This is a genomic window from Lederbergia galactosidilytica (genome assembly GCF_017873565.1).
Taxonomy (GTDB): Bacteria; Bacillota; Bacilli; order Bacillales; family Bacillaceae_C; genus Lederbergia; species Lederbergia galactosidilytica.
Genome location: NZ_JAGGKH010000016.1, coordinates 1 through 21,090, shown reverse-complemented (window position 1 = coordinate 21,090; position 21,090 = coordinate 1). Strand labels below are relative to the sequence as shown.

Annotated in this window: 23 protein-coding genes, 1 pseudogene and 1 riboswitch; of the genes and pseudogenes, 20 read left to right on the top strand and 4 right to left on the bottom strand. The window is 36.5% G+C overall.

Going from position 1 to position 21,090, the window contains the following annotated elements:
- Nucleotides 1-9 precede the first annotated feature (9 nt).
- The 4 genes from J2Z23_RS15895 (at nucleotide 10) to J2Z23_RS15880 (ending at nucleotide 4,137) form a co-directional block, all read left to right on the top strand.
- The gene (locus J2Z23_RS15895; RefSeq protein ID WP_057986460.1) at nucleotides 10-2,394 is read left to right on the top strand and encodes a heavy metal translocating P-type ATPase; all 2,385 of its coding nucleotides are present in this window, start codon (nucleotides 10-12) and stop codon (nucleotides 2,392-2,394) included.
- Between the two features lie 57 nt (nucleotides 2,395-2,451).
- The gene (gene copZ / locus J2Z23_RS15890; protein WP_057986462.1) at nucleotides 2,452-2,658 is read left to right on the top strand and encodes a copper chaperone CopZ; all 207 of its coding nucleotides are present in this window, start codon (nucleotides 2,452-2,454) and stop codon (nucleotides 2,656-2,658) included.
- Nucleotides 2,659-2,898: 240 nt separating this feature from the next.
- Nucleotides 2,899-3,138, top strand: coding sequence for a hypothetical protein (locus J2Z23_RS15885; RefSeq protein WP_057986464.1), 240 nt, complete (start codon nucleotides 2,899-2,901; stop codon nucleotides 3,136-3,138).
- Nucleotides 3,139-3,555: 417 nt separating this feature from the next.
- Nucleotides 3,556-4,137 carry a DUF4256 domain-containing protein gene (locus tag J2Z23_RS15880; RefSeq protein WP_057986466.1) on the top strand — a complete coding sequence of 194 codons (582 nt, stop codon included), beginning with the start codon at nucleotides 3,556-3,558 and terminating at the stop codon, nucleotides 4,135-4,137.
- A 231-nt stretch (nucleotides 4,138-4,368) separates the two neighbouring features.
- Here the strand turns inward: J2Z23_RS15880 and J2Z23_RS15875 are convergent, their stop codons facing one another.
- A complete protein-coding gene (locus J2Z23_RS15875) occupies nucleotides 4,369-5,130 on the bottom strand; it encodes an MBL fold metallo-hydrolase (protein WP_057986468.1) in 762 nt (253 codons plus the stop codon).
- Between the two features lie 130 nt (nucleotides 5,131-5,260).
- Here J2Z23_RS15875 and J2Z23_RS15870 point away from each other — a divergent pair, with 130 nt between their 5' ends.
- The 10 genes and pseudogenes from J2Z23_RS15870 to J2Z23_RS15825 all read left to right on the top strand — a co-directional run bounded on the left by J2Z23_RS15870 (nucleotide 5,261) and on the right by J2Z23_RS15825 (nucleotide 14,779).
- Nucleotides 5,261-5,671: an Lrp/AsnC family transcriptional regulator gene (locus J2Z23_RS15870; RefSeq protein ID WP_057986470.1), complete on the top strand. Its 411-nt coding sequence runs from the start codon at nucleotides 5,261-5,263 to the stop codon at nucleotides 5,669-5,671.
- A gap of 495 nt (nucleotides 5,672-6,166) precedes the next feature.
- A complete protein-coding gene (locus J2Z23_RS15865; protein ID WP_238482805.1) occupies nucleotides 6,167-6,997 on the top strand; it encodes a formate/nitrite transporter family protein in 831 nt (276 codons plus the stop codon).
- Between the two features lie 487 nt (nucleotides 6,998-7,484).
- The gene (locus J2Z23_RS15860; protein ID WP_209974529.1) at nucleotides 7,485-7,961 is read left to right on the top strand and encodes a GNAT family N-acetyltransferase; all 477 of its coding nucleotides are present in this window, start codon (nucleotides 7,485-7,487) and stop codon (nucleotides 7,959-7,961) included.
- 110 nt (nucleotides 7,962-8,071) lie between these two features.
- Nucleotides 8,072-8,629: a histidine phosphatase family protein gene (locus tag J2Z23_RS15855; RefSeq protein WP_057986473.1), complete on the top strand. Its 558-nt coding sequence runs from the start codon at nucleotides 8,072-8,074 to the stop codon at nucleotides 8,627-8,629.
- Nucleotides 8,626-9,153, top strand: a pseudogene (locus J2Z23_RS15850) (DNA topology modulation protein). Before J2Z23_RS15855 ends, J2Z23_RS15850 begins: the two are co-directional and overlap by 4 nt.
- A gap of 195 nt (nucleotides 9,154-9,348) precedes the next feature.
- Nucleotides 9,349-10,056: a nucleotidyltransferase domain-containing protein gene (locus J2Z23_RS15845; RefSeq protein WP_338018437.1), complete on the top strand. Its 708-nt coding sequence runs from the start codon at nucleotides 9,349-9,351 to the stop codon at nucleotides 10,054-10,056.
- Between the two features lie 114 nt (nucleotides 10,057-10,170).
- Complete coding sequence (locus J2Z23_RS15840) at nucleotides 10,171-10,716, top strand: histidine phosphatase family protein (protein ID WP_057986478.1); 546 nt, start codon at nucleotides 10,171-10,173, stop codon at nucleotides 10,714-10,716.
- Nucleotides 10,717-11,106: 390 nt separating this feature from the next.
- Entirely contained in the window at nucleotides 11,107-11,667 is a 561-nt protein-coding gene (locus J2Z23_RS15835; RefSeq protein ID WP_057986480.1) for a GNAT family N-acetyltransferase, read from the top strand.
- A gap of 399 nt (nucleotides 11,668-12,066) precedes the next feature.
- A riboswitch (cyclic di-AMP (ydaO/yuaA leader) is annotated at nucleotides 12,067-12,218 on the top strand.
- Between the two features lie 132 nt (nucleotides 12,219-12,350).
- Nucleotides 12,351-13,613 (top strand): cation:dicarboxylate symporter family transporter, encoded by a 1,263-nt coding sequence (locus tag J2Z23_RS15830; RefSeq protein ID WP_064468206.1) that lies wholly within the window; start codon nucleotides 12,351-12,353, stop codon nucleotides 13,611-13,613.
- A 590-nt stretch (nucleotides 13,614-14,203) separates the two neighbouring features.
- Nucleotides 14,204-14,779 (top strand): sugar O-acetyltransferase, encoded by a 576-nt coding sequence (locus tag J2Z23_RS15825; RefSeq protein ID WP_057986482.1) that lies wholly within the window; start codon nucleotides 14,204-14,206, stop codon nucleotides 14,777-14,779.
- Nucleotides 14,780-15,008: 229 nt separating this feature from the next.
- Here the strand turns inward: J2Z23_RS15825 and J2Z23_RS15820 are convergent, their stop codons facing one another.
- Together J2Z23_RS15820 and J2Z23_RS15815 are read right to left on the bottom strand one after the other, a co-directional pair.
- Nucleotides 15,009-15,503 carry a DUF4188 domain-containing protein gene (locus J2Z23_RS15820; protein WP_057994754.1) on the bottom strand — a complete coding sequence of 165 codons (495 nt, stop codon included), beginning with the start codon at nucleotides 15,501-15,503 and terminating at the stop codon, nucleotides 15,009-15,011.
- A complete protein-coding gene (locus J2Z23_RS15815; RefSeq protein WP_209974527.1) occupies nucleotides 15,496-16,056 on the bottom strand; it encodes a PadR family transcriptional regulator in 561 nt (186 codons plus the stop codon). Before J2Z23_RS15815 ends, J2Z23_RS15820 begins: the two co-directional genes overlap by 8 nt.
- Nucleotides 16,057-16,342: 286 nt before the next feature.
- On the opposite strand from J2Z23_RS15815, the gene bla reads away from it, so the two are divergent.
- From bla to J2Z23_RS15790, 5 genes are all read left to right on the top strand, one after another.
- Complete coding sequence (gene bla, locus J2Z23_RS15810) at nucleotides 16,343-17,242, top strand: class A beta-lactamase (RefSeq protein ID WP_064468198.1); 900 nt, start codon at nucleotides 16,343-16,345, stop codon at nucleotides 17,240-17,242.
- Nucleotides 17,243-17,436: 194 nt separating this feature from the next.
- On the top strand, nucleotides 17,437-17,790 hold the full coding sequence (locus J2Z23_RS15805) for a DUF2200 domain-containing protein (RefSeq protein ID WP_057986490.1): 354 nt from the start codon (nucleotides 17,437-17,439) through the stop codon (nucleotides 17,788-17,790).
- Nucleotides 17,791-18,088: 298 nt separating this feature from the next.
- A complete protein-coding gene (locus J2Z23_RS15800; protein ID WP_209974525.1) occupies nucleotides 18,089-18,571 on the top strand; it encodes a DUF2975 domain-containing protein in 483 nt (160 codons plus the stop codon).
- 10 nt (nucleotides 18,572-18,581) lie between these two features.
- On the top strand, nucleotides 18,582-18,797 hold the full coding sequence (locus J2Z23_RS15795) for a helix-turn-helix domain-containing protein (protein WP_057986494.1): 216 nt from the start codon (nucleotides 18,582-18,584) through the stop codon (nucleotides 18,795-18,797).
- Nucleotides 18,798-18,862: 65 nt separating this feature from the next.
- Complete coding sequence (locus tag J2Z23_RS15790; RefSeq protein ID WP_209974522.1) at nucleotides 18,863-19,681, top strand: DUF817 domain-containing protein; 819 nt, start codon at nucleotides 18,863-18,865, stop codon at nucleotides 19,679-19,681.
- Between the two features lie 29 nt (nucleotides 19,682-19,710).
- Here the strand turns inward: J2Z23_RS15790 and J2Z23_RS15785 are convergent, their stop codons facing one another.
- Entirely contained in the window at nucleotides 19,711-20,031 is a 321-nt protein-coding gene (locus tag J2Z23_RS15785; RefSeq protein WP_082881339.1) for a DUF3889 domain-containing protein, read from the bottom strand.
- A 264-nt stretch (nucleotides 20,032-20,295) separates the two neighbouring features.
- Here J2Z23_RS15785 and J2Z23_RS15780 point away from each other — a divergent pair, with 264 nt between their 5' ends.
- Nucleotides 20,296-20,820 carry an ABC transporter permease gene (locus J2Z23_RS15780; RefSeq protein ID WP_238482804.1) on the top strand — a complete coding sequence of 175 codons (525 nt, stop codon included), beginning with the start codon at nucleotides 20,296-20,298 and terminating at the stop codon, nucleotides 20,818-20,820.
- Nucleotides 20,821-21,090: the final 270 nt, after the last annotated feature.

Below are 21,090 nucleotides of genomic sequence, written 5' to 3'. Positions count from 1 at the left end.
GGGCTTGTTATGGGCGATACAAATCATACAACATTAGGGATAACAGGTATGACCTGTGCAGCTTGTTCCAATCGTATTGAAAAAACATTAAATAAAATGGATGGAGTAAAAGCACAAGTCAATTTAACGACCGAAAAAGCGACTATCGATTATAATTCGGAAAAAACTTCAATAGAAGATATTACGAAGAAAATTGAAAATGTCGGCTACGGAGTTTTAATGGAGAATATTGAATTAGACGTATTTGGCATGACCTGTGCGGCATGTTCCAATCGTATTGAGAAGGTATTGAATAAGCAAGAGGGAGTTCAGGCGGCCACTGTCAACTTAACGACAGAAACGGCAACAATTGATTATAATCCTGGAATAGTAAATCCTAAAGCATTAATAGAAAAAATTAAAAATATTGGTTATGATGCGAAAGCTAAGGCAGATGTTGCGGAAAAGCAAACACATAAAGAAAGAGAACTAAAACATCAGAAAATAAAATTAATCATCTCTGCTGTGTTATCTGCACCGTTATTAGTGACTATGTTGGTCCATTTATTTAATATGAATATACCGGATCTATTCATGAATCCGTGGTTCCAATTTGCTTTAGCAACGCCTGTTCAATTTATCATTGGCTGGCAATTTTATGTGGGAGCCTATAAGAACCTGAAAAATGGTGGAGCGAATATGGATGTCCTTGTTGCATTAGGGACAAGTGCCGCTTATTTCTATAGTTTATACGAAGCATTTAAGACGATCGGGACCCCTGAATATATGCCACATTTATATTTTGAAACAAGTGCAGTGTTAATCACATTGATTCTGTTTGGTAAGTATTTGGAGGCAAGAGCGAAAAGCCAGACAACGAATGCCTTATCTTCTTTACTTAATTTACAGGCAAAAGAAGCGCGCGCCAAAAGGAATGGCGAGGAAATCATGATCCCATTAGATGAAGTTGTTGTTGGTGATCGATTAGTTGTTAAACCAGGAGAAAAGATACCCGTAGATGGTATCGTAGTAATGGGAAGAACCTCGGTCGATGAATCGATGCTTACAGGTGAATCTATACCGATTGAAAAAGAAGTAGGGACAGCCGTGATTGGCTCAACGATAAACAAAAACGGTTCGATTGAAATGGAAGCGACAAAGGTAGGAAAGGATACGGCTCTTGCATCAATTGTGAAAGTGGTCGAAGAGGCACAGGGATCAAAAGCACCCATTCAACGATTAGCTGATATTATTTCTGGTTATTTCGTACCAATCGTTGTCGGAATTGCTATTCTAACATTTATCATATGGATTGCTTTTGTCCAGCCTGGTCAATTTGAATCTGCCTTAGTTGCCGCAATTGCGGTACTTGTGATTGCCTGTCCATGTGCGTTAGGACTTGCAACGCCAACTTCAATTATGGTTGGAACAGGAAGAGCTGCTGAAAGTGGAATCCTGTTTAAAGGTGGGGAACACTTAGAAAGAACGCATCAGCTAGAGGCTATTGTTCTTGACAAAACAGGCACGATCACAAAAGGAAAACCAGAAGTAACAGATTTTACTGGGGATGAAGAGGCGTTACAATTATTGGCGAGTGCAGAAAAGGGATCTGAACATCCACTTGCTGGTGCGATTGTGGCTCATGCAACAGAGAAAGAGATTGATTTTGTCGATGTGGATGAATTTACTGCGATACCCGGCCATGGTATTGAAGCCAAAGTATCTGGCAAACAAGTTCTTGTTGGGAATCGAAAATTAATGAATGATTATCACGTTGATATTGGAGCTAATGAAGAGAAATTAGTTGATTTTGAAATCAATGGTAAGACAGCGATGTTAATTGCAATTGATGGAAAGTATCGGGGAATAGTTGCGGTTGCAGATACGATTAAAGAAACTGCACCACAAGCCATTAAAGAGTTGAAAGAACAGGGCTTGGAAGTGATTATGCTAACTGGAGATAATGAAAGAACAGCCCAAGCCATTGCTAAACAAGTTGGGATTGAACATGTGATTGCCCAAGTCTTACCTGAAGAAAAAGCGGATAAAGTAAAAGAAATTCAAGCTAAAGGTAAAAAGGTAGCTATGGTTGGTGACGGTGTGAACGATGCCCCTGCATTAGTTACAGCAGATATTGGTATTGCGATTGGGACAGGTACAGAAGTAGCAATTGAAGCGGCAGATGTCACCATTCTTGGTGGAGAACTACTGCTCATTCCGAAAGCCATTAGGATTAGTCATGCAACGATTAAAAATATCCGGCAAAACCTTTTCTGGGCTTTTGGCTATAATACAGCAGGAATTCCAGTTGCAGCGATTGGGCTACTTGCCCCATGGATTGCCGGTGCAGCTATGGCATTAAGTTCGGTTAGTGTTGTGTCCAATTCACTGCGGTTAAAACGAGTGAAATTATAAAAAACGTAAGTGCCTGTTTAAGCTACCTTAAAAAGCAATTTGAAGGAGGTGAAAAGCATGGAGAAGACTTTAAATGTGCAAGGCATGACATGTGGACATTGCAAACAAGCTGTTGAAGGCGCGTTGAAAAATTTAGCTGGCGTATCTGCGGCTGAAGTAAATTTAGAGGCAGGTAAAGTTGCTGTCACCTTTGATGACTCAAAAGTAAATGTTGATGCTATGAAAGAAGCAATTGAAGAACAAGGCTATGATGTCGAAGCCTAAATATAAATATAAAAGAAAAGCTGGTTTTCTGTGCTGAAAATCAGCTTTTCTTTTTTTGTAGCCTACTAATGAAGAGAAGTTATTAAAATTTGAAAGACTTGTATCTAGAATCATGACAGGATAATTGAGAATATCAGCTCACTTAATCATATTTCTAAGGCAGAGATTGGAAACTAAAGTTGCACCTTGCTCAAATTTTTAATACCAACTGTTATACTAATAATAAAGGAAGAAATTTACATGAGATTATATGAAAAACCAATTAAAGCATATTTACATAATGACTTAGCAGCCTTTGAATCTCAAGAAAATGACAAGCAACTTATCTATTTTTTTGAGAAAGGTTATGTTACAGTTCTCGGTGAATTTGAGTCAGATAAATATGTCGGAGGCAAAGCTTGTATAATTTTTAATCAGACAGATGTTATTTCTGTTGGAAAAGGGATGCTACGTTTTGTTGACGAAGAGGATTTATCATAAAAGACAAAACTGATCATACGTGGCAAGAGAAGAACATTACAGCTTTACCAACTATTTGCTTTAAATAAAAAGAGAGCCCTTTTCCTCACGATATACCGAAACAAAAGGGCTGATCTCTTTACTTCCATTGCACAAACTGTTTAAAGTCTTTATACTCTTGCTAAATCACTTTCACTATTCGCCGTTGTTTTTTTAGCTCCAGAGACCATTTCCTGCAGTAACAGCCATCTGATAACGAGTCTTTATTATTTCGATGAGGAACATCAACATTAAGGGGCATACTTAGTTAATCTATATCGATACAATAAACTTTGATACAATAATGTAAATGGAAAAGAATAAGAAGGAGTGAAACTAATTAATTTATTGTAAATAAAAGCATTATTAAAAATGAAACCAGTAAGGGAGGAATTGATTATGACAGAAAGCGGAAAAGCCGGTAATCAAAATGAGTTGTCTCTAGAACAACAGGAAGAGTTACTAAAAGTGTTAAAAGCACGCTTTGAGAAAAACATGCATCGTCACGAAGGTTTAGAATGGGATAAAGTTCAAGCTAAACTGGTAGCTAATGCAGAAAAACTATGGTCGCTTAATGAAATGGAAAGAACGGGCGGTGAACCTGATGTTGTGGAGTTCAATGAACAAGCGAATGAATTTATTTTTAATGATTGTTCAGCGGAAAGTCCTAAAGGTCGCAGAAGTGTTTGTTATGACCGTGAAGCACTAGAGGCAAGGAAAAAACATAAACCAGAAAATAACGCTATCGATATGGCAATGGAGATGGGGATTGAAATTTTAACGGAAGAACAATATCGAACGTTACAGCAACTTGAAAACTTTGATAAGAAAACGTCGAGCTGGGTGCAAACTCCTACAGATATTCGAGAGCTTGGCGGCGCCCTATTTTGTGACTATCGCTTTGGGCATGTCTTTGTCTATCATAATGGTGCTGATTCTTACTATGGTTCCAGAGGGTTCCGCGGCTTGCTAAGAGTTTGAGATTTGTACAAGTAAGTACACCCATTTCAGTGATGATACATTCTGGAGTGGATACTAGAACAAAATAGCCATATATGAGAAATTATTTGCCAACAGTGAAAGATCGAGGAGTCACTATTGAAATTAAGAACATTTGAATAGAACGAGAAGATCTCTTTACATCGATCTAGTCGATATATTAAGGTCAAAAAGACGCCTTAAGCATCTTTTTGGCCTATGGTCATAGTTTGATTAAAATGTATAGGATTCTCCATCATCTGGTACAAGCACGTTAGAAGCCATTTCTTTCTCCCTAGCAAAGCTCTTTAATTCTTCCCTTGATAGATTCCAATGATTGACAGCTTCCATGTGTACAGCAATAATTTTTGCTTGAGGCGCAGTTTTATAGACTTCATAGACATCCTCTTTCCCCATGACAAGAGAACCGCCTTCAAAGAATTGGTTATCTCCAGCATTGACGACGATGATCTCTGGTTTATGTGTGTCGATTGTATCTTGGACAGCGCCATACCAAACCGTATCTCCAGCTACATAAAGTGTTTTTTCGCTTGGATGTTTGAAGACAATTCCACATACTTGACCAGCGATTTGGAGGATTTCACCTCTTCCATGCTCACCTTTTGTTTTAATTAATTGGATCCCCTCAAAAACGGTATCCTCTTGTAAAACCTCTACATTATGGAAGCCAGCATGGCGGATTTCAGTTGCATCTTCTTCATTTTGGGAGAAAATTTTCAGCTCTTTTGGCAATAATTCTTTAGCTACTTCATCCCAATGATCATCATGCAAATGGGTTACGATCACTCCATCTACATCATGGATAATTTGGTCAATGCTTGTGGGCAAACCCACTAAAGGATTGGATTGGTCTTGTCTTGGGGAATTCGGAAATGGTGGAAAGCTCCCTTTTTCCGATAGCATGGGATCAATTAAAAATTTTTTCCCAGCATAATTTACGACTAATGTTGCATTACGAATGTGCTGTATATTCATATAAATGAACTCCTTTTTTTTGAGATTTTGTTTAAACCATGTATATTTTATACTAAGTCCTATTCAGCGATACATAGATAAAATAAAGTCTTTTGCCCTTTTGACTTTATTATTGAAAGGAGTTCAAGAAATGTTAGATCATACGGATAAACGTATTTTAGAAGAACTATCCAAGAATAGCCGGCTCTCAATGAAAGATTTAGGCGAGTTAGTGCATTTGACTGGACCCGCTGTTGCAGCTAGAGTGGCTAAATTAGAGGATCAAGGAGTGATCGAGGGATATACGATTAGCGTAAATCGAGAAAAACTTGGCTACTTTATCCATGCTTTCATCACGATTATGATGCCTACCACTTATCATCAGCCTTATTTGTCGTTCTTACAAACCCAGGAACAATATGTTCTTCATAACTATAAAATTAGTGGGGATGGTTGTTATCTCCTCGAATGCCAATTCCCTACAAATGAAAGATTAAATGATTTTTTGAAAGCATTGAACAAGCATGCAAACTACAAATTATCCATCGTCATTGCCCCATAATAAATGCTCAAATAGTCGTGAAAGAGAGAGGGTTTGGTCATTTTTAAATGAAAAAATGATCAAACTTAATTCTAAAGCAACATGTAAGCATTGAATCTCGTCATGACTGTCTCTAGTTAGTTTTTTTAAATTATAGAAGTATTTTTATATTAGGAAGACTGGCTGTCATATTCCTTACAAGTTGTTGAGGAAACAGTTGTTTAATTTGACGCTATCCCTACATAATTAAAAAGAAGAAAAATAGTAGGATAAAACTTATAAAACCCGTGGCACAAAAGAAAAAAATTATGTATAATAATATGTGAATAGTTTCACAATATAAACATTTATTTTATTATGGAATAGTTCACATTTAATTTTGAGTAAAAAGAAATATAGTGAGATTGGATGAAGGAATCAATCTTTACTCCCATCAACTCCAATACTTACAAAAGAGAAATTAAGCAAGCAAGGCATAGAAAAAAAATCATTATACGAAGTTTATGTAAAGGGAATATGAAGGAGAGAGAGGAGAAGAGAAAAATGAGAGAGGCGCTTAACACGTTTGCAAATACAGCGGCTTTAAAAGTAAATCAATTAAAAACAAGCAAAAGCAAGTACGTCACGATGTCCATGTTGGCAGGTTTCTTTATTGGCTTAGGTATTATCCTTATTTTCACTATTGGTGGCTTATTGGTTCCTTCCCAATTCGGTGGCACTAAAATCGTAATGGGAATCTCATTTGGGATCGCACTTAGCTTAGTAATTATGGCTGGTGCGGATTTATTTACAGGTAATAATATGATTATGACGATAGGAACACTCATGAAAAAGACAACATGGGGAGAAACAGCTTACGTATGGCTTTTTAGTTACTTGGGGAATTTTGCCGGCTCTGTCCTTGTAGCCATTCTATTTTTCTATTCAGGTTTAGCAATAGGTGATACGGCTGATTTTATTGTCACCACAGCAAGTGTAAAGATGAATGCGCCATTTATGGAGTTGTTTGTACGCGGTCTTCTATGTAATATATTAGTCTGTTTGGCAGTCTGGTGCTCTGTCAAATTAAAGAGTGAATCAGCAAAGCTTATCATGATTTTCTGGTGTTTATTTGCCTTTATTACTTCAGGCTTTGAGCATAGTGTGGCAAACATGACCCTATTATCAATTGCACTCCTTGTTCCTCATCCTGAAACGGTCACTATAATGGGGATGGCAGCCAACTTAATTCCTGTTACACTCGGTAATATTGTCGGTGGGGCTATCTTTGTCGGAGCCGCTTATACGTATGGAATTGTTGAGAAACAACCTGAAATGCCATCAAAACAATTAAGGGAATCCAGTTAAGCTTGATTGTCATAAAGATGGCTGCTTTCTCTTTTGGGTGTCGATGAGAATAGTCAATATAATGCGCGTGAAGAAACTATCTCAGAATGCAATTTTGGATTAAACAGGCTGTTCATAAATTTACTAGTTTTGAAAGGAGCGGCTCAACTCGATATACGACAGACCATTAGTAGTTAACTACAAGGAAAAGGCTAACCTAAACACTGGAGATTTCCTTTTTAATCGATGAGAACAAAATGAATAAATGGGCCTTTTTGTACAAAAGCGTAACTCTTAAATGATAAGGGATACGCTTTTTTGTTAAGATCAAGTTTTAACTAGAAAAGTAATAAATCTTGAGTGAATACGGAAATATATGAAAAGTCCTCATATGCTTCATTTATGGGAAGCACTGTAGGGAAATTGATTTAATATATTTATTTAAAGATTGCAACAATATGTTAAAATAAATCAAAACATTTATTCATTGAGAAATTGGGGAGAACATATGAAAATTCGCGAAATAGAAGAAAAAGATAGGAGGATGGAGCAAATTATTAAATGTTCCTTGGAATCATTTGATTTAAATATTCCGGGAACAGCTTATTTTGATCCTCAACTTGGAAGTCTAGCTCAGTTTTATAAGCAGCAACCAAATGCAAGCTATTGGGTTGCCGTGAATGGACAAGATGAAGTGATAGGTGGGGTTGGAATTGCTCCATTTAACCTAAAAAAGGGGATTTGTGAGTTGCAAAAGCTTTACGTTTCTCCAGAAGCCCAAGGTATGGGCCTGTCTACTGAGTTGATGAAAGTAGCCCTTTGCTTCGCTAAACAACATTATACATACTGTTATTTAGAAACGTTGAAGAAACTTCATATAGCTACTCTCCTGTACCGTAAATTCGGTTTCCAACTACTTGATAGCCCGCTGGATGGTTCAGAACATAATGCGACAGACGCTTGGTATCTAAAAGAATTATCGTGAAAGATAGCGGTCTAAGTAATTAGATGAGAACTTAATCATAAGCAATCTAGACATGATTTCGCTAGTTTTGTCTTTAATACATTTACAGTTAGAGTGAGGAGTTGGTCCAATTGCTAACGAATTTATATTTAGTTAGACATGCCCATTCTATTTATACACCAGATGAGTTAGAGAGACCCTTATCTGAACGAGGTTTTGCAGATGCACAAACAGTTACAAAATTATTAAAAAAGGAAAATATTGAGTTTGTCTATTCAAGTCCCTATAAACGAGCAATTCAAACAATCGAAGGTTTGGCTAATGCCATCGATAAAGAAGTTCAAATAGAAAATGATTTTAAAGAACGAGTTTTAGCGGAAAAGCCTGTAGAAGATTTTAGAATGGCCATTACAAAAGTATGGAAAGATGATGATTTTTCTTGGAGTGGTGGCGAATCAAATAGGATCGCTCAAAAAAGAGGAAGCCGTGCTATTTTACAAGTATTAGAAAGGCATAAAGGTAAAAATATTGTGGTCGGTACACATGGAAATATTATGGTGTTAATCATGAACTATTTTGACCATACATATGGATTCGATTTTTGGCAGGCACTCGAAATGCCTGATATATATAAATGCTCATTTAATGGCAAGAAGCTTATAAACGTGCAAAGGATATGGAAGAAATGAAAAAGATCGCTATTATTGGTTCTGGTGGTTCAGGGAAATCTACGTTAGCAACAAAGCTAGGAGCAATATTAAAGATTGAAGTATTTCATCTTGATGCGTTATTTTGGAAACCTGGGTAGATTGGAGTCTCTAAACAAGAACAAAGAGTTGTTCAAAGTGAGTTGGTAGAAAAGGATAGTTGGATTTTTGATGGGAATTATGGTGGAACGATCGATATTCGTTTAAAGAAAGCCGATGCAATTATTTTTTTAGATATTCCACGAACCATCTGTGTATATCGTGTTATAAAACGGTGGATTCAATACCGAAACAGGACCCGACCAGATATGGGGGAAGGATGCGAAGAAAGGATTTCAATTGGATTTTTAAAATGGGTATGGGAATATCCGCAATCTCAAAAACCGATGATCTTAAAAAAATTAGCCTCCTATTCAAATAAGAAAGAAATCATTGTCTTACACTCCCCGAGTGAGGTGGAACAATTTTTAAATAAGGTAGAAGAACATGTACAGGGTAGCTTGTAAATAGAAGATGACTTAGAATGCTTGAAACTTCAAATTGTAATACAATACCATTAAGAGATTGAATATTCAGTTATGAAAAGGCTAACTAAAAAGAAGTTTAATTTCAAAGGAGACATTTGTTTTTTTGGGAGGTATAAGGATGAAGCAAGAAGATGCTGTCCAAACTATTTCGCAAAGTTTAAAGAAGGATAAGCGGTGAAGGCCATTTTTTTAAAAGGTTCCATGGGGAGAGGCGAATATGATGAGTATTCGGATGTTGATCTTTATTGTCTAGTAGATGAGAAAGAGAAGGAAGCCTTTTTGAATCAGAGATTAAGCCATTTAGAATCTTATCGGAATATATTATTTTATGAGGACTATTTTATCATAGCACCGCAGATCATAGCTGTTTTTGATAATCTGCTTCATGTTGATTTATATACTGTAACGGAAAAAACTTTTGATAAGAAGGATTTTTTTCATGTGCTATATGATCCTGAAAATCGACTAGCTAAATTTCAAGCTACTCAAAATTTAATGCTGTCAAGCGAAGAATTTGCTGATTGTGCTTATGATGTGGCTTGGTTTCTATTTCAATATCATAAGGCAAATCAAAGGGGCAATGACCTATGGGCTGTCGAAATGCTACGGCATGTAATAGTCAACCTTGCAAAAGTATTATTGCATAGATATAGACCTGAACGAGCTCAACTAGGATTGAAAACACTCAAATCTTCATTACCCCTTGTTCTCCTTAATAAAGTAAAGTTGATTTTTCAATATAATACGCCAGGATCCCATAGCCAATCAGTAAATCATTTGATGAATTTGTTAGATGATGAAATTGATTGGATTGAATGCACTGTGGAAGGAAATCGACAGGCGGGGGCGTTTTTAAGGATGATGATAAAGTTACTGAACTAATCTAGATGGCACCAGCTTCTTTACCCCCACTTTTATAAGGGGATTACTTTCATAGAATAGTTTTTGAAAATAGTAACTATTGTTTTTTTAAAAAAGTATTGTTAAGGAGGAAGTATGAGTAAAAATATTTATATCATTCGACATTGTGAAGCAGAAGGGCAATCCGCGAATTCTCCGTTAACAGAAAAAGGATTCGTTCAAGCGAATGAATTATCTAATTTTCTAGCTGATGTAAAGGTTGATAGGATTATTTCTAGTCCTTTTTTAAGAGCTGTTCAAACGATCAAGCCATTTGCGGAGAAGAAGAAAATTGACATTGAGATGGAGGGCCGATTGACTGAGCGTATACTTAGTTCTATTTTTTATTCGGATTGGATGGAAAAACTGGAAGCGACATTCGAAGATTTGAACTTAAAGTATGAAGGTGGAGAATCCAGTAATGAAGCTAAAAATCGGATTATTGGAGTTGTAAATGATATTTTGGCAAGTGATGCTGAACATACAATAGTTGTGGCGCACGGAGGGATTATATCATTATTATTAAATCATTATGATAAAAACTTTGGGTTTGAGCAATGGAAGGCTTTAGGGAATCCAGACATATATCTATTAAGTCACTCACAGAATGACGTTGCTATTAAACGTTTATGGGAAAATTAAGAGGGGGATAATCACTATATTTACAGGTGTTTATATTTTAGGAGGAGAATCAAATTTAATAATGGCTGGTGAATGATAATTATTAAAGAAGATCAAGTTATTAGTAATATATTTCCCTAACTCAGTTGATTGCAACGACAGATGACGACTCCTGGGGAGTAGGATGACAGGTAAGGTTTTAGTGGTAGGCTCGAACCGCAGCCTCCTGTTGCTTCGCCTACCACTTGTACGTCCATGTACGTCGCAAAGCCTGTGTGCCTGCATTTTGCAGGCCCCCTGGAAAGTGTCCACCAGAAGCATAAATCAACGTAATTTGGATTTGATGCTAAAATTTCTATTACGAAATTGATTCAAGTAAAAAAGATTTGGGGATGGATAGGAGAGAAGAGAATGGATCCAGTACTGAAGGAATTTCCAGAAGAATTTACAACAGATCGATTAGTTATTCGAATGCCAAGACCAGGAGATGGTAAGGTCGTACATAGCGCGATAACCGCCTCCATAAATGAACTTAAACCTTGGATGCCATTTGCACAGAAAGAGCAGTCAGAACAAGATGTAGAAGTAAATATTAGGTCAGCTTATATTTCCTTTATGAAGAGAGAGGATTTAAGATTACTAGTATTTTTAAAGGATACAGGAGAATATGTTGCTTCTTCTGGGTTACACAGAATCGATTGGTCGATTCCTAAATTTGAAATAGGATACTGGATTGATAGCCGTTTTAGTGGGAAAGGCTATATGACAGAAGCGGTTAAAGGAATTGCTGAATTTGCCTTTCAGGAATTACTAGCCAGACGGGTTGAGATTAGATGTGATGCCAAAAATATAAAAAGCAGAGCGATCCCAGAAAAATTAGGTTTTTCTTTAGAAGGGACTTTAAAAAATGATGCTATTTCTCCAGATACTAACGAATTAAGAGATACTTGTATATACGCAAAAATAGTATGAGATGGCCTTTCTAGAAAGTGCATATAACAACCCTTTCATGTTAAACGATTAGATTGCCATCTATGTGTAGAGAAGGTCTATGATAAATGAAGACTAACAATGGAGAATATCGGTGCTTGTAAACAGTAGCGGAAAATCTTGTGAAGATAAAAAGTATTAGCTCAAATTACCATAAATCCTTACTAAAGGATCAAATTTGAGATGAAGTGCTGGCTAGCTAGATAAATACAATCATATACCAAAATAATGATACATGAGGTTTATACGGAAAGTTATCGGGAAAAACTAACTAGGTTGAAAAATAAAAGGATAGCGTACGTTAAGCAAAAAGAACACTTTTCCATGAAACTTCTGCTATTTACAAAAAGTAATTATATTAGTATAATAAAAAAGCGACTTTTAATATTTTCGCTTAATCTTTTGTTAAGAGCGGGGGACCCAATTTTTATGGCGGCATGTCCGCGTGGGGTGAATCCTATCAACGGATGGGCTGATTGTTTCCCATAGTCCTAACCCGAAAGCTAACCTCGTCAGCGTTTAAGGAAACAAATGAGTATATGATATGGTGGGAATTGACACAACCCGTGTCTTTTTTTGTTGGTCAATTATCGTTTTTATTTCAATCATCTTTGTTTTCCTTGCCTAAACACATATATATTACGAACGAGAAGGTAGGGTAATTGATGAAAAAATTTAAATTAAGTTTAGCTAACCAGATTTTTATTGGTCTTATTTTAGGGATAGTTATTGGCGGTATCTTCTACGGAAGCGATACGGCACAAGGGATCTTACAACCATTCGGTGACCTGTTTCTTCGCTTAATTAAGATGATTGTTGTCCCGATTGTTCTTTCTAGTATTATCGTTGCCATTGCTGGAGTTGGAGATTTGAAATCCGTAGGTAAACTTGGTGCTAAATCATTAACTTATTTTATTGGGATGACATTGGTTGCTATTGGGATTGGTCTTATTGCCGGTAATTTATTTCAGCCTGGCGCTGGTTTAAATATGGACAGCCTTGAGAAAAGTGATATTTCAAGTTATGTCGAAACATCGAAAGAACAAGAGGGGAAATCAATAGCAGATACCCTTTTGCATATCGTACCAACTAATCCACTCCAAGCGATGGTTGAAGGCGATATGCTAGCGATTATTTTCTTTGCTGTTGTATTTGGACTTGGAATCGCAGCAATTGGTGATAAAGGCAAGCCAGTATTGAAATTTTTTGAAGGTATGGCCAATGCGATGTTCTATGTCACAAACTTAATTATGAGATATGCACCAATTGGGGTATTCGCCTTGATCGGTGTAACAATTTCTAAATATGGTTTTAAATCCTTGATTCCCTTAGGTAAGTTAGCTTTTACGGTATATGGAACGATGGCATTCTTTATCATTGTTATATTAGGTTTGGTGGCTAGAGTTGTTGGGTTTCGGATCTTTACATTATTAAAAATGATTAAAGAAGAATTGATTTTGGCTTTCTCTACATCAAGTTCAGAAACAGTACTTCCACGAATTATGGACAAGATGGAGCAAGCAGGAAGTCCGAAACATATTGCTTCATTCGTTATTCCAACAGGTTACTCTTTTAATTTAGATGGATCTGTTTTATACCAAGCGATCGCTTCGTTATTTATTGCACAAATGTATGGAATAGAATTAAGCATCGGACAACAGATTACTTTAATGTTAGTATTGATGGTAACATCCAAAGGAATGGCTGGAGTCCCAGGCGTATCGTTTGTCGTGTTACTTGCTACATTTAGTACAATCGGCTTACCTGCTGAAGGGTTAGCATTCATTGCAGGAATCGACAGGATTCTTGATATGGGCCGCACTGTAGTGAATGTTGTCGGGAATTCACTTGCAGCAATAGTTATTGCGAAATGGGAAGGCCAATTTAATCCTCCAACTGAAGAAGAACTAATTGAACAACCTTTATAATATTATTTGAAAAACACTCCCAATCGAGGTGAGTGTTTTTTCATTTTCTTTGCTAAATTTAGGACATGAACGAGAAAATGTCGTTCTTGTTTCTTGTAATAGTCTATGATATATTATCAACGTCACTTATTAAACCTATTTAATAAGTTATTTCGTACTTATCAGTATTACAAAATTAAGTTTCATAACATAACATGAATCAATTTCATAATTGCTTATTAATGATCAATACACGAACGTTATTGTTAAAAGGGATTGAATAGTTAGTCAATATATTGCCTTAACTTAGTTGATTGAAGCGGAAGGTGGCGACTCTTGGGGGATTAGCGTTAGCGTGACAGGTGAGATCCCGAAGGAGCAAGCGACGAGGAAGCTCACCGCACGCCCCTCCGGAAAGCATCCACCAGAAGCGGAAATCAACGTTATTCGGATTTGAAGGTTAAAATCTCTATTATGAAATTGACTCAACATAAGTAAATTTTTTGCTAAAAGATGATTTGGAAGGATTAAAACCTTGGAACTAATTCATTGAGGAATAGTGCTAGTAAAATTGGTTACTAAAGAGAAGATGAGAAAGTGGGTCTTAAAAAATGAAAACAGAAAAAGAGAAAATGTTGGCTGGGGAAATGTACGATCCCGCAGATCCGGTGTTATTAACTGAACGTGAGGAAGCTAGAAGAAAGGTGAGAATATATAATCAAACTTTGGAAACAGATGGAGAAAAACGGACTCAATTATTAAAGGAATTACTTGGTTCAACTGGAGAAAATGTATATATGGAACCAAATATTAGATTTGATTATGGATATAACACATATGTCGGAGAAAACTTTTTTGCGAACTTTGACTGTACAATCTTAGATGTTTGTGAAGTGCGATTTGGAGATAATTGTATGCTTGGACCTAGTGTGCAGATTTATACAGCAACACATCCACTTGATCCAGGAGAACGGAATTCGGGTAAAGAATATGCAAAATCGATTACGATCGGAAATAATGTTTGGATTGGTGGAAGTGCAATTATCAATCCGGGAGTAACGATAGGTGATAATGTTGTCATTGCCTCTGGAGCAGTTGTGACGAAGGATGTAGCAGATAACGTGGTAGTGGGGGGGAACCCCGCTAAAATTATTAAACAAATAGAAAGGTTAACCCCTACTTTTTAAATACTTTACTTCAACCGTGAGAAAGCGCCACTTACGGCTGTTTAATTAAGTTTTATGCAAATGACCTTTTCCTAGTTCAATTGGGAAAAGGCTGTTTTTGTATTTATATAGCTATCCTTTCTTTTCCGGGTTCTGCTATAAGCTGTTCTCTATGCTGAGGGGTGGGCAATCATCACAGGGGAATTGATGGCAAAAAGAGTGTAGTGAAATGAATGTAGGGTCGATAAAATTAGCTGTAATCACGTAAGGTATACCGTTTAAGGCGTTTTGTTGCAGTTATAGTTTCTTTCGTAATAGGGATATGTTTCATCGCCTTTCCTAATCCATATAAAGGCATATTCACATAGACTGATTCATAACGCCCTTTATTTAGTTCGTAAGTTTCATGATATATACCGACAGCATCATTACTTCCGACTTTAGTATTGAAGTTTTTCCATGCTTGCAGATGTTTATTCCCTTTCGCATAGGCTAATAAATCATCAGTAGACCGCCAGTATTGAATCATAACAGTAGTTCTTAGGCCGAAATAGCTTTCCAAGGAGAGAAAGCCCAACTCCTCTTTATGAGTATATAGCTCTTTGATCATGCCAGGCATTGCGGTAAATACAGGTCCCCATTTATGGATGGCTAAGAGCTTATTCACACGCATTCCAATTAGAAAGACGACAATATCATCATTATTTTCAGTAGTGAAACGTCCAGTATGGATGTTTTTAGCCATGATGATCCTCCTTATTAAAATAATTTGTCGTTGCCTCACACCATTCAATCGCAGCTTTTGTTACTCTTTTTCCATAATCTAAAGTAAATAACCAATAGGTCACGTCTTCATTGTTTTGTTGGTTGCTGATAATGACTTCTTCGATATTTTGATAAACTTGGTAGGATTCAACCAACTTATGCTTATAATTATCCAAATGTAGCAAGCTGTTTTCTTTGGATTGATGGCGGCCAAAGAACAATTTTAATAAAACTTCATTCCGTTCAACTGGTATTTGTTCAATCGGCGCTTCCAACCAATCTTTTAAAACTTCTATACCTTTAGCAGTTAAAGAATATTCATTTCGTTCAGGCTTTCCTTCTTCTGATAAGGTTTGGACTGTTGCTAATTCATCTTCAATAATTAATTTTAAAGTAGGATAAATTTGACCATAGCTGATTTTCCAGAAATGATTTAAACTTCGATCTATAAGTTGTTTAATCGCATATCCTGTTCTGCATTCCGTTGTCAAAATCCCAAGAATAGCATAGGTTGTATGATTATATTTTTTCATTGAATCCCACCTATCTAATTGATATGTATCTTTTGGATACATATTACGATATAGGCTATTTCTATGTCAATGATGAAATGTAGATTATTTTTTGCGGTAATGTACAGCTAAACAGTAGGATAAGCGATTTTTGATAAAAGGTTTTAAAAAAATATTTGACAGCTTAATACTACAAGTGTAGTATTTTAAGGAGGTTAATCCTTTATGGCCTATTTTAGCAAGCAAACAGTCGTAATAATGGGTGCACATGCAAGGATGTTAATAATTTAGAAAGAGGTTGGATATTATGAAATTAAGAAGCTTGACGTTTAGTACATTACCTATGTTATTGCTTTTATGTTTGGTAATAGCGGGTTGTGCTGAGGATAGTAAAGATTCAGCTCAACCTAAACACCAGGACGCTGATTTTGCTAAACTTGAAGAAGAATTTGATGCTAGGCTTGGCGTCTTTGCGCTCGATACTGGTACTGGGGAAACGATCTCTTACCGAGCGGATGAGCGTTTTGCTTATGCATCTACTCATAAGGCCTTAGCTGTAGGGGCATTGTTGCAACAAATTTCTATTGAAGATCTCAATCAAAAAGTAATATTTGCAGAGGGTGACCTTGTAAATTATAGTCCAATTACGGAGAAATATGTGGATAAAGGAATGACCCTTAGTGAGTTAAGTGAAGCATCTCTACGCTATAGTGACAATACGGCAGGAAATCTCATTTTAAAGGAACTGGGGGGACCTGATGAATTCAAAAAAGCACTGAAGAAAATAGGAGATGATATCACAAAACCTGAGCGCTTTGAGCCAAGTTTAAATGAGGTTAAACCAGGAGAAACTCATGATACAAGTACACCTAAGGCGCTTGCTACTAGTCTTAAGGCCTTTACACTTGAAGATGAACTACAAAAGGAAAAACGTTTGATGTTAGTAGATTGGATGAAACGCAGTACTACGGGTGATACATTAATTCGTGCTGGGGTACCAAAGGACTGGGAAGTAGCGGATAAATCCGGAGCCGCTTTATATGGTACAAGAAATGATATTGCTATAATCTGGCCGCCAAACGAAGATCCTATTATTCTAGCAATACTATCTGATCGTGCTACAGAGGATGCAGATTATGATGATAAACTAATTGAGCAAGCAGCTGAAACAGTCATTGCTGGACTTAAAGACAGCGCTCAGGAGTGAGCAAGGATGGCTATAAAAAGAAGATAAATTAGTACTATAGTGAGGAGAAAGCTAGGAAATAAAAAGTGATATTACCAAGCACAATAGGGGAGTTCCATAAAGTATAAAAAACTTTGATATAATTAAGTTAATAGCTGGATTGGGTTGAATCTAAAAATCGGGCATTTAATAGAGTCATCAAAGGAGAATGTGCTATGACTAAACATAAGATTTATACAATGAGTGTCGCAAAAGTCTATCCCCATTATATTACAAAGGCAGAGAAAAAAGGACGGACAAAATCAGAAGTCGATGAAATCATCCGCTGGTTGACAGGCTATAGTCAGGAAGAGTTAGAGGTACAATTGGAAAAAGAGACAGACTTTGAGACCTTCTTCGCAGAGGCTCCCCAATTGAATTCTTCCCGAGCTTTAATCAAAGGTGTAGTTTGCGGTATCCGAGTGGAAGATATCGAAGAACCAACAATGCAGGAAATTCGCTATTTGGATAAGTTAATTGATGAATTAGCAAAAGGAAAAGCGATGGAGAAGATTTTGCGAAAACCCTAAGCAAAAAAAGAATTGCATTATCAAATGTGTTCAATAAAACATGCTCAACCATCTTTTTGAAATCAAAATTTAAAATTTGTTAGAGAAGAATCCATTTTTTAAAAATGGATTCTTCTTCTGTTTTTAAGCAACATGGTGTAGAAAATAATTTAAAATTTTACTGAGCCATACTTAGAGGAATTTACTTGGGTTTATTCGTTAAGCAATAAAAATAGCATCTAAAATGATAAAAATTTATTGTAAATCGATAAATGACATGTTAGAATCATTTTGACGTTGAATAAGTGAGGTGTTTTTTGTGAAACGAGGTTCGACACTCTTTTTAAAAATAACTGTCTTTCTGATTGGCACACCGATTCTAGCTTTATGTATATTTGGTTTACCCATGATCGCTATAGAGGCAACAGAAAGTCAATCGGAATTCGCTTATATACTTTACGGGATTTTAATTGTGATGTATGCGTCCGCGATCCCGTTTTTCTTTGCATTGTATCAGGCATTCAAACTTTTAACTTATATTGACAAAAACAAAGCGTTCGCAGATATATCTGTAAAAGCTTTAAAAAAAATAAAGTATTGTGCGATTGCAATTAGTCTCTTTTATCTAATGGGGATGCCGCTTTTATATCTTATGGCAGAGATCGATGATGCCCCAGGAATTATTTTGATTGGATTAGTCATTGTTTTTGCTTCCATGGTGATTGCTGTCTTTTCTGCTGTTCTTCAAAGACTTTTAAAAGAGGCAATCGATATAAAATCAGAAAATGACTTAACGGTCTGAGGTGAATGAGATGGCGATTATAATCAATATTGATGTCATGCTAGCAAAAAGGAAGATGAGTGTGACAGAACTTTCGGAGAAGGTTGGAATCACAATGGCGAATCTCTCGATATTAAAAAATGGTAAAGCAAAAGCGATTCGCCTATCAACATTAGATGCAATTTGTAAGGCGTTGGATTGTCAGCCAGGTGATCTTTTGGAATACGAAAGTGATGAAAAGACTTAGGAGTAGGAAGTTTTTAAGAAGATAGAGCTTCTAAAAATGATATTCAAGAAAATGAGGGATTGCTGATGAACGTAACCATTCAAAACGAATTGCAGAGAAAGACTTTGAAGGGGAAAATGACAAAAGCCTGTCAACAACTCTTCCGTTTCGGTTGGGAGCAGGCGCTATCCTGTTTGTTTCCTGTTGTGATCTTTTCTTCTTTAGCTTTGACTCAAATTATTCCTTTGCCGTTCCTTGGACGATATGATTGGCTACTTATCATTTGCCTAAGTATGCAGTGGTGGATGGTGCGTTCTGGTCTTGAAACAGGGGATGAGCTGAAGGTAATTACATTGTTCCACTTAATCGGGCTTGCTCTCGAACTGTTTAAAGTACATATGGGTTCTTGGTCTTATCCAGAAGAAGGATATTTCAAAATATTTGGTGTACCTTTATATAGTGGTTTTATGTATGCTAGTGTAGCGAGTTATCTTTGCCAGGCATGGAGAAGGTTGAAGGTTGATCTCATCAAATGGCCGCCGTTTTTACTTGTTGCACCGCTTGCTGCGGCCATTTACCTGAATTTTTTTACCCATCATTATTGGATCGATATTCGATGGTGGTTAGCCGCACTTGTTATCCTGGTCTTCTGGAAAACATGGGTCACATATGAAGTGAATGACTCCCAATATCGGATGCCACTTGCTCTATCTTTTGTATTGATTGGATTTTTTATATGGATTGCAGAAAATTTTGCCACATTCTTTGGTGCCTGGAAATATCCAAATCAGGCAGAGGCATGGAGTCTTGTGCATCTAGGTAAAGTTAGTTCTTGGGTCTTATTAGTAATAGTTAGTTTTTTAATTGTGGCCATGTTGAAGCGTGTGAAAGGAAGTTCACATTAGGAGAGTTCATGCTTTTTAAATCCCTGCAACTATAAATTTGATCTGTCTGTTTTCTGGTATGTTATATTTATAATTTGCTCTGTTTCATTATCAAATTTTATATTAACAAATACACCAAATTCTTTTTGATCCCTTTTTAACCATAGCTTAAATTTTTCTGTGGAGTATTTTGCACCTTTTTCTTTGCCAAGATGAAGATAATCTACAATTTTTGCTTGAGGATATTTTTCTTTCGTCTTTTCCATTGCTATTTTTCCCCATTCACTATACGACGGCTCGTTTTCTGCTATTTTTACATCAAGATGAGGTTTTTGGGGAATAAAATCACTAAAAAAGAATAAGGCAATCATTAACGATATGGATAGGGTTCTTATCATTTTTTCACCTTCTTTTTACTTTATTCTTTACTTGTTGATTCAATCTATACGTTAAACCTTATGAAAACGTTGGAGTAAGAGTTGCCTGTTAAGAACGGAGCTTTGATTAGGTTTTAAGTATGAAAGAAAAGATATGATTCCACATATAAATAGATTTGTAAAAAGGGAAGGGTGATGAGATGAGTATCCAATTAAAGGAAATACATTCAAGGAAAATCATCGACTCTTTATGTGTACTTGGATGGAATATCGAATAAAGACTTTATTGATAATGTCCAAGAAGAATACGGGGAATCCGTAGCTGAAATTTTAGATATCGATGAAAATATCGAAAGCCAAACAGGGATGTATACAGCTGCCGTGTTTGCTGTTATGTTAATGGTCTTAAGCATTACTGTTATAGTCGTTGTGCTGATCCTGTATCTGGTGATTAAAACGATCATTATTAAGCGTAAGCAAGAGTTTGGTGTTATGAAAGCAATTGGCTATTCCACGATTCAATTGCAGAATCAAATATCCATTAGTTTTTTGCCTATAATTATCATAGGGGTTGTAATGGGGGGGCTACTTGGCTACTTTTTTACGAATCCTATGCTTTCCATATTACTATCAAGTGCGGGGGTAAAGCGTTTAGACTTTATTGTTCATTTCTCGATTATTCTAATGGTTTGTGCAGGGATCTTAATTTTAGCCTATATTGTCTCTATGTTTGTATCTCGGAGAATTAAAAAGATTTCTGTTTACGGTTTATTGGCAGAATAGGTCGAATAGATGAACTAATCTATTCAACATAGTTATCCTTATTGGTGCTCATCTTAACTCACTTCGGTGAATTCTCTTGGAAGAGGTGATACCAAAGCCGTTCCATGTTCCCACATGGGGCGGTTTTTATAGTGCGCCCGGCATGGGCTATAACTTGGTGGTGAAAGTCCACTACAGGCTTGGCAGTAGGAACTGTTAGCTTAAGGCAAGGGTGTCCACCGTGAGGTGGAATCTGAAGGAAGCCGGCGGCAAAATCCCGAACCGACGGAG

Bases quoted from the DNA above. Each gene is read 5' to 3' on its own strand.
- J2Z23_RS15795 (WP_057986494.1), top strand. From the start codon at position 18,582: ATGGCGATTATAATCAATATTGATGTCATGCTAGCAAAAAGGAAGATG.
- J2Z23_RS15840 (WP_057986478.1), top strand. From the start codon at position 10,171: ATGAGTAAAAATATTTATATCATTCGACATTGTGAAGCAGAAGGGCAA.
- J2Z23_RS15880 (WP_057986466.1), top strand. From the start codon at position 3,556: ATGACAGAAAGCGGAAAAGCCGGTAATCAAAATGAGTTGTCTCTAGAA.
- J2Z23_RS15825 (WP_057986482.1), top strand. From the start codon at position 14,204: ATGAAAACAGAAAAAGAGAAAATGTTGGCTGGGGAAATGTACGATCCC.
- J2Z23_RS15865 (WP_238482805.1), top strand. From the start codon at position 6,167: ATGAAGGAGAGAGAGGAGAAGAGAAAAATGAGAGAGGCGCTTAACACG.
- J2Z23_RS15815 (WP_209974527.1), bottom strand. From the start codon at position 16,056: ATGAAAAAATATAATCATACAACCTATGCTATTCTTGGGATTTTGACA.
- copZ (WP_057986462.1), top strand. From the start codon at position 2,452: ATGGAGAAGACTTTAAATGTGCAAGGCATGACATGTGGACATTGCAAA.
- J2Z23_RS15870 (WP_057986470.1), top strand. From the start codon at position 5,261: ATGTTAGATCATACGGATAAACGTATTTTAGAAGAACTATCCAAGAAT.
- J2Z23_RS15785 (WP_082881339.1), bottom strand. From the start codon at position 20,031: ATGATTGCCTTATTCTTTTTTAGTGATTTTATTCCCCAAAAACCTCAT.
- J2Z23_RS15790 (WP_209974522.1), top strand. From the start codon at position 18,863: ATGAACGTAACCATTCAAAACGAATTGCAGAGAAAGACTTTGAAGGGG.
- J2Z23_RS15885 (WP_057986464.1), top strand. From the start codon at position 2,899: ATGAGATTATATGAAAAACCAATTAAAGCATATTTACATAATGACTTA.
- J2Z23_RS15830 (WP_064468206.1), top strand. From the start codon at position 12,351: ATGAAAAAATTTAAATTAAGTTTAGCTAACCAGATTTTTATTGGTCTT.
- J2Z23_RS15860 (WP_209974529.1), top strand. From the start codon at position 7,485: ATGAAAATTCGCGAAATAGAAGAAAAAGATAGGAGGATGGAGCAAATT.
- bla (WP_064468198.1), top strand. From the start codon at position 16,343: ATGAAATTAAGAAGCTTGACGTTTAGTACATTACCTATGTTATTGCTT.
- J2Z23_RS15805 (WP_057986490.1), top strand. From the start codon at position 17,437: ATGACTAAACATAAGATTTATACAATGAGTGTCGCAAAAGTCTATCCC.
- J2Z23_RS15895 (WP_057986460.1), top strand. From the start codon at position 10: ATGGGCGATACAAATCATACAACATTAGGGATAACAGGTATGACCTGT.
- J2Z23_RS15820 (WP_057994754.1), bottom strand. From the start codon at position 15,503: ATGGCTAAAAACATCCATACTGGACGTTTCACTACTGAAAATAATGAT.
- J2Z23_RS15835 (WP_057986480.1), top strand. From the start codon at position 11,107: ATGGATCCAGTACTGAAGGAATTTCCAGAAGAATTTACAACAGATCGA.
- J2Z23_RS15875 (WP_057986468.1), bottom strand. From the start codon at position 5,130: ATGAATATACAGCACATTCGTAATGCAACATTAGTCGTAAATTATGCT.